This is a genomic window from Bradyrhizobium sp. 147 (assembly GCF_023073935.1).
Classification (GTDB): domain Bacteria; phylum Pseudomonadota; class Alphaproteobacteria; order Rhizobiales; family Xanthobacteraceae; genus Bradyrhizobium.
In genome coordinates this window covers 76,708-91,073 of record NZ_JADPKL010000109.1, presented here as the reverse complement: position 1 = coordinate 91,073, position 14,366 = coordinate 76,708, and the positions used below count along the sequence as shown (strand labels likewise).

The following is a 14,366-nucleotide window of genomic DNA, read 5'->3' as shown; positions in this document are numbered from 1 at the left end:
CCTAGTCTCCTTTCGGCTTGCGCCGTTCAATCACGCGGATTCCCTCGCCGCCCGCCAAAACGGCCGAGCGGGCCAAGCCGATGAACAACCCATGTTCGACCACGCCCGGAATCGCGCTCAACGCTTTGGCGAGACCGGATGGATCCATAATACGTCCGAGCTGGGCATCGACGATCCAGTGGCCGCCATCGGTGACGAAAACGTGGCCGTCTTTGGCCTTGCGGACCGCCATCTGCCCGGAAACGCCGCATTCGGAAAACGCCGTCTCGATCGCGCGACGCGTTGCCCCAAGCCCGAACGGGATGACCTCGACCGGCAGCGGAAAGCGGCCGAGCGTCGGCACCCATTTGCTCTCGTCGGCAATCACGATCATGCGATCCGACGCAGCCGCCACGATCTTCTCCCGCAGCAGCGCCCCGCCGCCGCCCTTGATGAGGTTGAGCTCGGGATCGATCTCGTCGGCGCCGTCGACGGTGATGTCGAGATGGTCGATCTCGTCGAGCGTGGTCAGCGGCACGCCGCAACGCTCGGCGTCCGAGCGCGTCGCTTCCGAGGTCGGTACGCCGATCACCTTGAGCCCGGCGGCGACGCGCTCGCCGAGCAGCTCGACGAAATGTTTTGCGGTCGAGCCGGTGCCGAGCCCGAGCTGCATGCCGTCACGCACCTCCTCGAGGGCGCGCGCGGCCGCCTGCCGCTTTAACTGGTCCATGTTCACGTTTGCGCCCGCCTTGGATCGAGAATGTGCCGCCGGGTGTGGCCGGTTGCGGCGGCCTATGTAGCCTCGTTTTTTCCCGGAGAACAGGGTCTGGGATCGGGTCTATAAGCGGATCTTATGGTCCCGCCCCTTGCTTCGGTACGACCGGGCCGGTAGCGCTTCGCTCATGACCTACCCTCACACCATCGTCTTCGATCTCGACGGCACGCTTGTGGATACGGCGCCCGACCTGATCACAGCGCTGAATCACGTCCTCGACCGCGAAGGGCTGCCGCCGGTGCCGATGGCCTCGGCCCGCAACATGATCGGCGCCGGGGCCCGCAAGCTGATCGAGCGGGGCCTCGAGGCCGAGGGGCGCACTGTCACCACCGCCGACATGGACCGAATGACGGCGGATTTCATCGCCTATTACGCCGACCATATCGCGGTGGAATCCCGCCCCTTCGAGGGACTCGAGGCCGCGCTCGACCATTTTGCCGCCCAAGGCCACCGCCTCGCGGTCTGCACCAACAAGCTGGAATGGCTGTCGAAGCGGCTTTTGGACCAGCTCGACCTCAGCCGCCGCTTCGCGGCGATCTGCGGCGCGGACACGTTCGGCGTCCAGAAGCCGGACCCGACCATTTTCCGCGAGACCGTGGCGCGCGCCGGCGGGGAGGTCAAAGCCTCCATCATGGTCGGTGATGCCGGAACCGACGTTGGCGTGGCCCGGCGGGCCGGGGTGCCCGTGATCGGGGTCAGCTTCGGCTATACGGACGTGCCGATCGCCGAACTGAAGCCGGACCGGCTGATCCATCACATGCGCGACCTGCCCGCCGCAGCGCGCAGCCTGATGACCGCCAAGGCTCCAGCAAACCAATGATTAATCTCAGTTATTCCCGATAACCCTATGTGATCGACGCGCAGTCCGCGGTTGCCTGCCCAAGCGGCACTCGTTAGGTCCGGCTGGGCGATATAGCGGTTCCATCACCGCGCCAAATCCGGGGTTTGCAGAGCTTCAGCCGGCCACTCCGCCCAAACCGGGTCCGTAAGCCGCAGCGGCCGAAGAAGCCGAAACCGGCGGCAGCCGCAGCCCGGCGGATGCCGCACGGGCCGCGTCCCCCCGAGCCAAGCGCGGGAGGCGCTGACCTATCGAACCCGATTGTCCTTTGCCTCTCCGATGCTTAGATTGCTTCAGAGCACCGCTGAAGCGTCGGTGCGCGAGTTGCCCGAAGTACAAGGCCTCCCGTATGAACGGATCTTCCGCCAGTCCCGCCGCCACAGCGAGCCCCCTCGCCGCGCTGTCGAGCCCCATGACCGATCCGTTCGGGCGGACTATCAGCTATTTGCGCGTGTCCGTGACCGACCGTTGCGATTTGCGCTGCTTCTATTGCATGTCAGAGGACATGACGTTCCTGCCCAAGGCTGACCTGCTGACGCTGGAGGAACTCGACCGGCTCTGTTCGGCCTTCATCGCCAAGGGCGTGAAGAAGCTGCGGCTCACCGGCGGCGAGCCCTTGGTCCGCCGCAACGTGATGATGCTGGTGCGCTCGTTGTCGCGGCATCTTTCCAGCGGCGCCTTGAATGAGCTGACGCTGACCACCAACGGCACCCAGCTTGCGAAGCATGCGCGGGAGCTCGCCGATTGCGGCGTCCGCCGCATCAACGTCTCGCTCGACACGCTCGATCCCCGGAAGTTTCGCGAGATCACCCGTTGGGGCGAGATCGACAAGGTTCTGGAAGGCATCGAAGCCGCCCGCGCCGCAGGGCTCAGCGTGAAGATCAACGCGGTGGCCCTGAAGAACCTCAACGAGGACGAGCTCCCCGATCTGATGCGCTGGGCCCATGGCAAGGGCATGGGCCTGACGCTGATCGAGGTCATGCCGATGGGCGAGATCGGCTCGGGCCGGATCGACCAATATCTGCCGCTGTCCCTGGTGCGCGCGCGTCTCGCCCAGCAATTCACACTGACAGACCTAGCCGAGAGCACGGGCGGACCCGCGCGCTATGTCAGCGTCGCCGAGACCGGCGGCAAGCTCGGCTTCATCACACCAATGACCCATAATTTCTGCGAATCCTGCAACCGGGTGCGCATCACCTGCACCGGAACGCTGCACACCTGCCTCGGCCACGAGGATGCTTCCGATTTGCGCAAACCTCTGCGTGCATCGAACGAGGATGTGCTGCTTGCGGATGCGATCGATCGTGCCATCGGGCTCAAGCCCAAGGGCCACGATTTCATCATCGACCGTCGCCACAACCGTCCCAGTGTCTCCAGGCATATGAGCGTCACCGGCGGGTAGTCCTTAACCTGCCGCGGGTGTTATTCCCCTTAACTATCAACAAACTTCCAATTGACTGGCGGCACGCCCGCTGGTTTGGTGCGGCTGCCTCATGCCTGCGCGGCGAGACAAGCCACGCGCCAACTCGGCGCAGTCAAGACGGCCGGGGCACAATCGGGGGAGGACCTATCGTTGCAAGCGCTCCTAAAGTTGAGCAGCAGGATTGACGCGTTCACGCGCTGGACGGGCAAGCGCCTGGCATGGCTGATCGTGCTCGCCGTCATCATCTCGGCGGTCAACGCCGTCATCCGCAAGACCTTCGATACGTCCTCCAATTCGTGGCTCGAGCTGCAATGGGTGCTGTTCAGCATCGTCTTCCTGCTCTGCTCGTCATGGACGCTGCTCGACAACGAGCACATCCGCATCGATATCGTGAACAACGCATTGCCGAAGACGGCCCGCAACGTGATCGACGTGATCGGTCACTTGTTCTTCCTCATTCCGCTGTGCATCGTGATGATCATCACCGGCGTGCCGTTCTTCCAGCGCTCCTTCCACATCAACGAGCAATCCGGCAATGCCGGCGGCCTGCCGCAATGGCCCGCCAAAGCCCTGATCATGATCGGGTTCGCTCTCCTGCTCGTGCAAGGCATCTCCGAGCTGATCAAGCGGATTGCGGTGATGCGCGGACTGATGCCCGATCCGCATGAATCCCAGGTGTCGGCGCTCGAGGCGGAAGTCGAGCATCTCGTCGAAGCGATCGAGAAGAAGTAGCCGTTGGCGACGGTTTAGGGGGAATCATGACCGCGTTTATCATCGCCAATATGGCGCCTATCATGTTCGCGTCGCTGGTCGTCGTGCTGCTGCTCGGCTATCCCGCGGCATTCTCGCTCGGCGCCGTCGGCCTGTTCTACGCCATTATCGGCGTGCAGCTCGGCCAATTCCACCCCGACTTCCTCCAGGCCCTGCCGGAGCGGGTCTACGGCGTGATGAACAACGACACGCTGCTCGCCATTCCGTTCTTCACCTTCATGGGCCTGGTGCTGGAGCGGTCGGGCATGGCCGAGGACCTGCTCGACACCATCGGCCAATTGTTCGGCACCATCCGCGGCGGACTTGCCTACGCGGTGGTATTCGTCGGCGCGCTTTTGGCCGCGACGACCGGCGTGGTCGCCGCCTCGGTGATTTCGATGGGGCTGATTTCGCTGCCGATCATGCTGCGCTACGGCTATGACCGCCGGGTAGCGACCGGCGTCATCGCCGCGTCAGGCACGCTCGCCCAGATCATTCCGCCCTCGCTCGTCCTGATCGTGATGGCCGACCAGCTCGGCAAGTCCGTCGGCGACATGTACGAAGGCGCCTTCATCCCGGGCCTCGTGCTCGCCGCTCTCTACGCCGGTTATGCCTTCCTCGTCAGCATGATCTTCCCGAAGGCCGTGCCGGGCCTGCCGAAGGAGGCCATCGGCTTCCGCGAGGAGGACGGCAGCCGCGGCCTGGTCTCGCTCGGCATGCTGTTCCTCGCGAGCTGTGTGTTCGGATGGTTCATGATGCGCAATTCGAGCACGCATGGCGCCGACTACGTCGTGCTGAGCATGTTCTACGGTATCATCTTCGCCTTCGCCGTCGCCGTGCTGAACTGGGTCATCGACAAGCTCACCGGCTTCCGTTTCCTCTCGAAGATGGCGCAGCAGACCACCTTCGTCATGGTGCCGCCCCTGTTCCTAATCTTCCTGGTGCTGGGTACGATCTTCATCGGCATCGCGACGCCGACCGAAGGCGGCGCGATGGGTGCCGCCGGCGCCCTCATCCTCGGTGCCGCAAAGCGGCGGCTGAGCTGGGACCTGATCCGGCAGGCCACGGAATCGACCGCCAAGCTGTCGGCCTTTGTTGTGTTCATCCTGGTCGGCGCCCGCGTGTTCTCGCTCACCTTCTACGGCGTCAACGGGCATGTCTGGGTCGAGCACCTGCTCACCTCCCTGCCCGGCGGCCAGGTCGGCTTCCTGATCTTCGTCAACGCGTTCGTGTTCGTGCTGGCCTTCTTCCTCGACTTCTTCGAGCTCGCTTTCATCGTGATCCCGCTGCTCGGACCTGCGGCCGAGCATCTGGGCATCGACCTGATCTGGTTCGGCGTCATCCTCGGCGTCAACATGCAGACCTCGTTCATGCATCCGCCGTTCGGCTTTGCGCTGTTCTATCTGCGATCGGTCGCGCCGAAGGATCGATATACTGATCGCGTGACCGGCAAGCGAATGGAGCCTGTCACCACGGGCCAGATCTATTGGGGGGCGGTGCCATTCGTCGTGATTCAGATGATCATGGTGGGTCTGGTGATCGCGTTCCCCTCGATGGTGATGCACTACAAGGGCGTGCAATCGAACATCGACCCCAGCACGATCAAGATCGAAGTGCCGCAGATCGACTTGCCGCCGCTCGATCTCGGTCCGCCGCAAAAGTAGCGCAGGAGGGCGCGACTGCCCTCCTACCCTCCTCTAAAGGGACTCTAAAGGGGCGAGCGAAGCGTCAGCTCACTTGCCCGCCAACCTGAATCGTAGCGTGAACTCCGCGCCGCCGCCGGGAAGGTTCTCCACCGCGACGGTCGCGGCGTGATCGTCCGCGACGCCGCGCACGATCGAGAGCCCCAGGCCTGCACCGTCGCTGCGCTGGCGGTCACGGCGCCAGAAGCGCTGGAAGATCAGCTCGCGCTCGGCCTCCGCGATGCCGGGACCGCGATCGCGCACCCGCACTGAGCCGTCCTCGCCCACCTCGACCTCGACGGCGGTGTCCCTCGCCGTGAACTTGATGGCGTTTTCGGCGAGGTTGAAGATTGCACGCTGAAGCATCTCCGAATTGCCGTGGATCATGACCGGTGCGTCGCTGCCCCGCAGGGCGATGTCCTTGTGCTGCGCGATCGCGAACGGGGCGATCGAACCGACCACCTCGGCACAGACGGCGCGCAAGTCAGCGGTCTCGCCGGGGTCGAGCACCAGCGTGTCGAGCTCGGCGATCTCCAGCAGCTGGGCGACGATGCGGCTCATGGCTTCGATGTCGGCATGCAGCGCCTCACGTGCCGCGCCGTCACCAAGCGTCTCGATCCGCGCGCGCAGGATCGTGAGCGGCGTACGCAGTTGGTGAGCCGCGTCGGCCGTGAACTGCCGCTGTACCCGAAAGCCGTCCTCGAGGCGGTCGAGCGCCTGGTTCACTGCCGTGACGAGCGGCATGATCTCGCGCGGGATCTGCTTCGTCGGCAGGCGGATGTCGGTGCGCGCCGGGCCGATATTGCTGGCCTCCTCCGATGCCTTCCACAACGGCGCGATCGCACGGCGGAAGATGATGATGTCGGTTGCGAGCAGGACCAGAAGGACCGGGATGGTGATCCACCCGACCCGTCGGAAGAAGTTCGAGACGATGTCGTCGATGATGACGTCGCGATGCGCGAGATCCTCGGCGACCTGGATGCGCAGCGTCTTGCCGTCGATCACCCGGGTGACGCCGGCGCCGGAAATCGTCTCGGGTGGCCGAGGAGCCGCCGCTGCGGCCCGCCGATGCGAGGAAAACAACAGCCGGCCTTCGCCATCGCGAATGTCGTACTGATAGCGGCCGTAGGCGTCCGAATAGAGCCCGCGCAGACTGTCGGGCAGGTTGAACGTCAGCGAACCGTCCGGCTGGGCGACGATGCGCTCCGCCAGCACCTCGGCCTGGGCGCGCATGCCGTCGTGGTGCAACTGGTCGATCTCGGAATTGAGCAGCCAGAACAGCACCAGCGGCAGGACGATCGCGACCATCGCGACCGCCACGATGTGCAGGAAGACGATCCGCCAGATCAGCGATTTGAACGTGAGCGATCTGACGTGCCCTTCGGCAGCCACCTATTTTTCCTCGGCCATGAGATAGCCGACGCCGCGGATGGTGTGGATCACCACCTTGGCGCCGTGTTCGCTGAGCTGCTTGCGCAGCCTGGAGACATAGACCTCGACCGCGTTGGAGGCGACCTCGCCTTCGAGCCCGAAGATGTGATCTTCGACGTTCTTCTTCGGCACCACCCGGCCCTGCCGGCGCAACAGGATCTCCAACACGGACGTCTCGCGCGCGGAGATGATCCGCGGCTGGTCGTCGACGAAGATCTGGCGGCTCTCGGTGTCGTAGACCAGATTGGCAAGACGCAGCGAGCGGCCGAGCAGCTGGCCCGGCCGGCGCAGGATTGCCTCCAGCCGCGCCACCAGCTCCTCCATCGCGAATGGTTTTGTGAGATAGTCGTCGGCGCCACTGCGCAGGCCCGTGACGCGGTCTTGCACGCCGCCGCGCGCGGTCAACACCAGGACCGGCAGCGGCTCCATCTTGAGGCGCAGCTCGCGCAGCACCGCCAGGCCGTCGCCGTCTGGCAGGCCGAGATCGAGGATCATCGCGGCATAGCTGACGCTGCTCACAGCCTCGCGCGCCTCGGCTGCGCTGCCGACGATGTCGCTCTCATACCCGGCAGCCGCCAGCCCGCCGGCCACGAGCCGCGACAGCTCGGCATTGTCCTCGACGATCAGAAGGCGCATCAAATTCCCGCCGAATGTTCCGGTGTCACCGCACGGCTCGCGCCGCATCTGCGTTCTTTTCCAGCATTCGCGGCGCTGCGGCCAGCGAAAAAGCACCGGGGCGGCGGGTCGGCCTTCTGTCAGGTTCGCGTAAGCTTCGATGACCGGTCCTTTCTCTCAGACCAAAGGATGAACTTCTTGAGCAGGCCTATGAAAACCGAAAGCGAACTCATCGCCATGGCGAATCCCGAGTTGAAGGTTCATGCCGACTGTCCCGATGGAATGACCATTTCGATCTCGGCGATGGCAGTCCAGAGCCGGCCGGTCCAGGTCGCCAGGACAACGCCGGCAAGTCTCGCCAGCACATGAGGGCCTTCAACGACGAAGTTCAGATCCCGCAATTGGGCCTGCGGCCGGTATGTTTATTGAGCGGTCCTTTGCGCGGCCTTCTCAATCCTTCTGGAAGAGAACAATCATCCTGGGGACCATCGTGTCCCGAGGCCCCGGGCGGCGCCTTCTGCGCGACGATCGGCGGACGTGGTTGCTGCAGCGCATCCTCGTTCACTGTGCTGAGTGAACGGCTTTTCTCGCGCAAGCCGCCGGCGAACAGGCTCCTTGCCCAAGAGACTATTCCTGCGAAGGACGTGTATTTTGGCCAACCCTCCATGATCAGCACGCGCAATCGTCTTCAGGCAGCGGTCTGCTTCCGCGCGGCCTCCATTCTTCGGAATAGCTCCAGCCACCGCTGCTCTTTCGGGGAGAGCGGTAGCTCGGAATGTCGCCAAGCCGGCTTGCCATCCAGCGGAAGCTGAGCATCCAAAAGTTCGAATTCGGTCGTCTCCTCAGGGGTAAGGCCTGCAAGGACCCGGCGACGCTTCTTATCGAGCGTGTACAAGCGCGAGGTCAGCACGATCTCTCCGCTTGGCGCAAACGTCGACGGAGAAACTATTGGCGTGTTCCCTTTCACTGCAGCACCATCATCGTTCATCTCGCGGGCAACAAGCTTGGCCAGCAAAATGGCGCACTCGCGCAGGTCAGTTGCGAAGGGAGGCTGGCCGCAGCCTCCCCTCACCGAGCATTCACGCTGTCACACGTGGATGACCCTGATGCAGTTGCCAGACTCGGAGAGCCGCAACAGCGGCGACGAGGATTCCGGCGATGACGTGGAGCGGTGCCACCGTTGCCTTGGCCGAGAAGTGCAGCACCCAGGGTGACACGGCGACCCAAACGCCGGCGGCCAGAGCTATCCACTCCTGCCATTCGGCGAACATCGCCAGCGCCGCCACGGCCAGCGCAGCGATCAAGATGCCGCTCAACCAAGCATTCCAGTTAGTGGGACTTTCAGCGGCGAACCCGAAGGCCCACGGCGAGATGAACAAGCCGAGGCCGATCACAAGGTTGACCCCATCGGCGATCATGTCCTTTTTCCAGATGGTGTTCATGTTGCAACTCCTTACATTGGCTCCTTTCCCTCACTCTCTTTGCACAGGCCAGTCCGGCGACGTGCGAAAGCGAACTCCCGCCCGTCCCGCGGTTACTTGCCGTTGATGGCGATCCGTTTCACCTTTTGCTGCGCGGTTGGTAACTTCGGCAGCGTCACGGCGAGCACGCCATTCTTGAAAGACGCCTCGATCTTGTCCTGATCGACATCGTCGACCGGGACGGAGCGCTCGAAGCGTCCGTAGTAGCGTTCGCTGAAGCGGCGCTCCTTGTCTTCGGTCTCGCTCCTTTTTTCGCCGCTGATGGTCAACAGACCGCCCCTCAGTTCGACGTTGACGTCCTTCTCCTCGAGACCGGGAAGCTCGGCGAGGACCTTGACTTCCTTCTCCGTCTCATTGACTTCGATGTTCGGCCATCCGGTCGCTTGGGAGCCAAACGGAGTGACGTCGAACGTGCGGAACGCATCATCGAACAGCCGATTCATCTCGCGATGAAGCGCGAGGAACGGATTGGCTTCGCTGCGGTGCGGACTCAGATCGCGAGAGCCGCTATTCCGGGGAATGAGATCACGTAGTGGCATAGCTTTCCTCCTTCGTGTTTTCTTCATGCTCACTTGACAAAATTCGGCCGCGCGCGGCCACGCCGCGCAGGCGGTTTCGACGGCCCGAACGGAACTCCGTCAGGCGGTCTGCTTTCCTTCGATTTGCTGGTTGTCGTTGCCGGCGACTTCGATCGCGATACGACGTGGCTTCATCGCCTCCGGGATTTCCCGAACCAGAGCGATCTTCAGCATGCCGTTTTCGAACGTCGCATCCTTGACCTGGACATAGTCCGCCAGGTTGAAAACGCGGCGGAACGGCCGCAGGGAGATTCCCTGGTACAGGTAGTCTTGATCACCTTTGCTGGGCTTGCGCCCCTCAACCGTAAGCGTCGATTGCTCGGCGGTGATGGTGATCTCCTCGGGACTGAAGCCTGCCAGTGCCAGCGTGATCCGGTACTGGTTCTCACCGATACGCGCGATGTCGTACGGCGGATAATCGTCGTCCGCATTCGTCGCGTTATTGACGAGGTCGAACAGACGATCGAAGCCGACGCTCGAGCGCCAGAACGGGGGCATTTCGTAAGTTCTCATAACCACATCCTCCTTGGAGCAACATGGATAGGAGCAACGCCGGTTTTCCGACGGCCTTGACCGGACCCTGAGGGCGTCCGGCGCCACACATGTGGCAACCAAGAGCTAGAACGGCGCCGATCGTTTTCAAGAGCGCCATGCGCCCTCGAATTGTATTTTTGCCGTCCCGACCTCGGCTTCGGTAGATTGTTGTATTCGCATCAGCCGCCGCTGCAGATGGCCACCTTCGCGCTTGCGCCACCAGCCCCATGCTTGGCCGGCCCACACCTTTGGAGTCGGCACGGGAGCTCCGTAAATCGAGGCCGTTAAGGCCATTGTCGGATTCACCGCCTGCATTTCCCTGCTCACACGGGCCCGGCGCGGCTGTTATTTCTCGAAGGAACAATTCGGAAGATACGACATTTTGTGAGCGCCGCCGGCATGGCGCGCCTGGGCGCCGCTTCTGGGCCCAGGCGCATGCTGGGGGAGCTCACCCGCTTTGCTCCGAGGAGGAATTGGAAAATGAGCACCCTGTCAGTCCGATCGAGTCTGCCCGCCACCTGCTCCGGAGCAGGTCGAATATCACCGACAAAAAAGTAGCCTCGCGCGAGGTCGTCGAGATGAACGGCTGGATACGGGGTGATACTTCGCTCAACCTGCCCACGACGCGGGAGCACGGGGCCGAGCAAATCGAGGACTGGCTGATCGATCCGGCGCCCGACCCGAAGAGGCTGCTGTCGGAGGCGGAGGATCGTAGCGGGGTAAGAAGCGCACCGGAGGACGCGCTCGCTCTCCTTGACCTCGGTGAGCGCCATATCGTCGGGGCGCGATTCCTGGCCGAACAGCCGAAGACCCTGGCGGAGCTTGCCGGCACTTTCGGCGTATCGCGCGAGCGGGTCCGCTCGCACTGCAAAAGGTCAGGAGCGCGATGCGCTCCCGTTTGGATGATCTGCGCGCCGTCCCGATCGGGGCTGGCGCAGCGGTTAATCGCGGAGGGAAGAAGATGAAGATTGCGCAGATTGCCCCGCTGTTCGAGAGCGTCCCGCCCCGGCTTTATGGGGGAACGGAGCGGGTGGTTTCGTGGCTGACCGAGGAGCTGGTGCGACAGGGTCACCAAGTGACGCTGTTTGCGAGTCAGGACTCCATTACCTCGGCCGAGCTCGTTCCCTGCACCACTCGTGCGCTGCGCCTCGATCCCGACGTGCAAGATGCTATTCCCCATCAGATGGTCATGCTCGACAAGGTGCGCGAGCGCGCGGATGAGTTCGACATCCTGCACTTCCACACCGACTATCTGCATTTTCCGCTGTTCCGGTCCGAACGCGGCCGGACGCTGACAACGTTGCACGGCCGGCAGGATCTGCTGGACCATATGCCGTTCTACCGCCGATTTTCCGACATGCCGCTGGTTTCGATTTCGAACGCGCAACGGGCGCCGCTCTCAGGCGCGAACTTCGTGGCGACGGTGTACCACGGCCTTCCGCTCGATCTGCACACCCCCAGCTTCAGCCCGAAAGGCGGCTATCTCGCGTTTCTCGGCCGCATCTCACCGGAGAAACGTCCCGACCGCGCTATTGCAGTTGCGCGGGCGGCGGGGCTTCCGCTCAAGATAGCTGCCAAGGTCGACAAGGCCGATGAAGCCTATTTTCGCGGTGTCATCGCGCCGATGCTGAACGAGTCGGGAATCGAGTTCATCGGCGAGATCAATGAGAGCGCCAAAAGCGAATTTCTCGGCAATGCGGCAGCGCTGCTCTTCCCGATCGACTGGCCGGAGCCTTTCGGTCTGGTCATGATCGAAGCCATGGCCTGCGCCACGCCGGTGCTCGCCTTCCGTTGCGGATCGGTCCCGGAAATCGTCGACGACGGACTGACCGGCCGTATCGTGTCCGACGTCGATGAGGCGGTGCGGGCCATTCCCGGATTGCTGGCACTCGACCGCAAAGCCATCCGCGCCCGGTTCGAGGGACGTTTCTCGTCCGCCCGCATGGCGACGGAGTATACCAGGATCTACCAGAGGATGCTTCGCAGCCTTACCGCCAACTCCGGCTATCGGCACTCGCTGCGCGTTCGGCCGACCTCCACGGACACCGCTCCGGGAGCGCCGCCCACGGCCGCGTAAAAGGATAATTGAAGGGGCGGACCTGCGGCACTGCGGAAAGCCGGCAAGGGCGCCGCTCCGTCCCGCCGTGCACGGCAAGTCGTCGCCGGCGGTGTCGAAAAATTTTCGTAGCCCCTCTTGACCTCATCTTTGCCGCGCCTACGTCGATTTTGCCGGACGGCCGGTTGCGGCCCCCGGTTCTTATGACATCGCTGAATTGTAGGGGAGGATGTGCATGCATTTCCGTCCATTGCATGATCGCGTGCTGGTGCGACGCATCGATGCCGAGGAGAGGACCGCCGGCGGCATCATCATTCCGGACACGGCGAAGGAAAAGCCGCAGGAGGGCGAGGTGATCGCCGCCGGGCCGGGTGGCCGCAACGAACAGGGCCAGTTGGTGCCGCTCGACGTGAAGGTCGGCGACCGGGTGCTGTTCGGCAAATGGTCCGGCACGGAGGTGAAGATCGACGGCAAAGAACTTCTCATCATGAAGGAAAGCGATCTACTGGGCGTGATCGAGAAGGCCGCCGCGACGAAGAAGGCCGCGTGAAGCGCTGACACTCATTGAACGGCAAAGGAGAGAACGTCATGGCTGCCAAGGACGTCAAATTCTCGACGGAAGCCCGCGACCGCATGCTGCGCGGCGTCGATACGCTGGCAAACGCTGTCAAGGTGACGCTCGGACCGAAAGGCCGCAACGTGGTGCTGGAGAAATCGTTCGGGGCGCCGCGCATCACCAAGGACGGTGTCACCGTGGCCAAGGAGATCGAGCTCGAAGACAAGTTCGAGAACATGGGCGCGCAGATGGTGCGCGAGGTGGCGTCGAAGACCAGCGACGTCGCCGGCGACGGTACGACGACTGCGACCGTGCTGGCGCAATCGATCGTCAAGGAAGGCGCCAAGTCGGTTGCAGCGGGTATGAACCCGATGGACCTCAAGCGCGGCATCGACCTCGCAGTCGAGGCGATCGTCAAGGACCTCCAATCGCACGCCAAGAAGGTCACGGCGAACGACGAGATCGCCCAGGTCGCGACGATCTCCGCGAATGGCGACACTGAGATCGGCCGCTTCCTCGCCGAGGCCATGAAGAAGGTCGGCAACGAAGGCGTCATCACCGTGGAGGAGGCAAAGAGCCTCAACACGGAGTTGGAGGTGGTAGAGGGCATGCAGTTCGATCGCGGCTATGTGTCGCCCTATTTCGTCACCAATGCCGAAAAGATGCGGGCGGAGCTCGAAGACCCGTACATCCTGATCCACGAGAAGAAGCTGTCCGCACTGCAATCGATGCTGCCGCTGCTCGAGTCGGTGGCGCAGTCGGGCAAGCCGCTGCTGATCATCGCCGAAGACATCGAAGGCGAGGCGCTGGCGACGCTGGTCGTGAACAAGCTGCGCGGCGGGCTCAAGATCGCAGCCGTCAAGGCGCCGGGCTTCGGCGATCGCCGCAAGGCAATGCTGGAGGACATCGCGATCCTCACCGGCGGCACGATGATCGCCGAAGATCTCGGCATCAAGCTCGAGAACGTCACGCTGAACATGCTCGGCCGGGCCAAGAAGGTGGTAATTGACAAGGAGAACACGACCATCGTCAATGGCGCCGGCGCCAAGAAGGACATCGAGGCGCGCGTTGCCCAGATCAAGCTGCAGATCGAGGAGACCACCTCGGACTACGATCGCGAGAAGTTGCAGGAGCGGCTTGCCAAGCTCGCGGGCGGCGTGGCCGTAATCCGGGTCGGCGGTGCCACTGAAGTCGAGGTCAAGGAGCGCAAGGATCGCGTCGACGACGCGATGCATGCGACGCGCGCTGCGGTGGAAGAAGGCATCCTGCCGGGCGGCGGAGTGGCGCTGTTGCGGGCGCTCAAGGCGCTTGAACGCGTCAAGACCGCCAACGCCGACCAAAAGGCCGGCGTCGACATCGTGCGCCGGGCGATCCAGATGCCAGCCCGCCAGATCGTCGAGAATGCTGGCGAGGACGGTTCGCTGGTGGTCGGCAGGCTGATCGAAAACGGCGACTACAATTGGGGCTTTAACGCCGCGACTGGCGAGTACCAGGATCTGGTGCGGGCCGGCGTGATCGACCCGGCCAAGGTGGTTCGCACAGCCCTGCAGGATGCCGCGTCTATCGCCGCCCTTCTGATCACCACCGAAGCGCTCGTCGCCGAGAAACCAAAGAAGGTGGAAGCCCCAGCCGCGCCGCAGATGGACTTCTAACTTAGCAAGTAACGGA

16 protein-coding genes are annotated in these 14,366 nt (G+C 63.4%); 8 read left to right on the top strand and 8 right to left on the bottom strand.

Features of this window, described 5'->3' with window-relative positions; genetic code table 11:
• Position 1 precedes the first annotated feature (1 nt).
• A complete protein-coding gene (gene rpiA, locus IVA87_RS27310; RefSeq protein WP_247335964.1) occupies positions 2-715 on the bottom strand; it encodes a ribose-5-phosphate isomerase RpiA in 714 nt (237 codons plus the stop codon).
• A 166-nt stretch (positions 716-881) separates the two neighbouring features.
• Here rpiA and IVA87_RS27305 point away from each other — a divergent pair, with 166 nt between their 5' ends.
• From IVA87_RS27305 to IVA87_RS27290, 4 genes are all read left to right on the top strand, one after another.
• The gene (locus IVA87_RS27305; RefSeq protein ID WP_247295814.1) at positions 882-1,574 is read left to right on the top strand and encodes an HAD-IA family hydrolase; all 693 of its coding nucleotides are present in this window, start codon (positions 882-884) and stop codon (positions 1,572-1,574) included.
• Between the two features lie 367 nt (positions 1,575-1,941).
• Entirely contained in the window at positions 1,942-2,994 is a 1,053-nt protein-coding gene (gene moaA / locus IVA87_RS27300) for a GTP 3',8-cyclase MoaA (RefSeq protein WP_247295739.1), read from the top strand.
• A gap of 171 nt (positions 2,995-3,165) precedes the next feature.
• Complete coding sequence (locus IVA87_RS27295) at positions 3,166-3,747, top strand: TRAP transporter small permease subunit (protein WP_247295741.1); 582 nt, start codon at positions 3,166-3,168, stop codon at positions 3,745-3,747.
• Between the two features lie 26 nt (positions 3,748-3,773).
• Positions 3,774-5,429, top strand: coding sequence for a TRAP transporter large permease subunit (locus IVA87_RS27290; protein ID WP_247295743.1), 1,656 nt, complete (start codon positions 3,774-3,776; stop codon positions 5,427-5,429).
• 69 nt (positions 5,430-5,498) lie between these two features.
• Here IVA87_RS27290 and IVA87_RS27285 read toward each other — a convergent pair whose 3' ends face one another.
• The 7 genes from IVA87_RS27285 to IVA87_RS27255 form a co-directional block, all read right to left on the bottom strand.
• Complete coding sequence (locus IVA87_RS27285; protein ID WP_247295744.1) at positions 5,499-6,839, bottom strand: ATP-binding protein; 1,341 nt, start codon at positions 6,837-6,839, stop codon at positions 5,499-5,501.
• Positions 6,840-7,514, bottom strand: coding sequence for a response regulator transcription factor (locus tag IVA87_RS27280; RefSeq protein ID WP_247295747.1), 675 nt, complete (start codon positions 7,512-7,514; stop codon positions 6,840-6,842).
• A gap of 239 nt (positions 7,515-7,753) precedes the next feature.
• The gene (locus IVA87_RS27275; RefSeq protein WP_247295825.1) at positions 7,754-7,894 is read right to left on the bottom strand and encodes a hypothetical protein; all 141 of its coding nucleotides are present in this window, start codon (positions 7,892-7,894) and stop codon (positions 7,754-7,756) included.
• Between the two features lie 287 nt (positions 7,895-8,181).
• Positions 8,182-8,508 carry a hypothetical protein gene (locus tag IVA87_RS27270; RefSeq protein ID WP_247295749.1) on the bottom strand — a complete coding sequence of 109 codons (327 nt, stop codon included), beginning with the start codon at positions 8,506-8,508 and terminating at the stop codon, positions 8,182-8,184.
• A 64-nt stretch (positions 8,509-8,572) separates the two neighbouring features.
• On the bottom strand, positions 8,573-8,935 hold the full coding sequence (locus IVA87_RS27265) for an SPW repeat protein (protein WP_247295750.1): 363 nt from the start codon (positions 8,933-8,935) through the stop codon (positions 8,573-8,575).
• A 92-nt stretch (positions 8,936-9,027) separates the two neighbouring features.
• On the bottom strand, positions 9,028-9,513 hold the full coding sequence (locus IVA87_RS27260) for an Hsp20/alpha crystallin family protein (RefSeq protein ID WP_247295752.1): 486 nt from the start codon (positions 9,511-9,513) through the stop codon (positions 9,028-9,030).
• Positions 9,514-9,612: 99 nt separating this feature from the next.
• Positions 9,613-10,065 carry an Hsp20 family protein gene (locus IVA87_RS27255; protein ID WP_247295754.1) on the bottom strand — a complete coding sequence of 151 codons (453 nt, stop codon included), beginning with the start codon at positions 10,063-10,065 and terminating at the stop codon, positions 9,613-9,615.
• A gap of 494 nt (positions 10,066-10,559) precedes the next feature.
• Between IVA87_RS27255 and IVA87_RS27250 the strand changes: the two genes are divergently transcribed.
• The 4 genes from IVA87_RS27250 to groL all read left to right on the top strand — a co-directional run bounded on the left by IVA87_RS27250 (position 10,560) and on the right by groL (position 14,350).
• Positions 10,560-11,051, top strand: coding sequence for a sigma factor-like helix-turn-helix DNA-binding protein (locus tag IVA87_RS27250; RefSeq protein WP_247335960.1), 492 nt, complete (start codon positions 10,560-10,562; stop codon positions 11,049-11,051).
• Positions 11,048-12,163, top strand: coding sequence for a glycosyltransferase family 4 protein (locus tag IVA87_RS27245; RefSeq protein WP_247295758.1), 1,116 nt, complete (start codon positions 11,048-11,050; stop codon positions 12,161-12,163). Before IVA87_RS27250 ends, IVA87_RS27245 begins: the two co-directional genes overlap by 4 nt.
• Before the next feature lie 214 nt (positions 12,164-12,377).
• The gene (gene groES / locus IVA87_RS27240) at positions 12,378-12,692 is read left to right on the top strand and encodes a co-chaperone GroES (protein WP_247295761.1); all 315 of its coding nucleotides are present in this window, start codon (positions 12,378-12,380) and stop codon (positions 12,690-12,692) included.
• Positions 12,693-12,730: 38 nt separating this feature from the next.
• Positions 12,731-14,350 carry a chaperonin GroEL gene (gene groL, locus IVA87_RS27235; RefSeq protein ID WP_247295763.1) on the top strand — a complete coding sequence of 540 codons (1,620 nt, stop codon included), beginning with the start codon at positions 12,731-12,733 and terminating at the stop codon, positions 14,348-14,350.
• Positions 14,351-14,366: the final 16 nt, after the last annotated feature.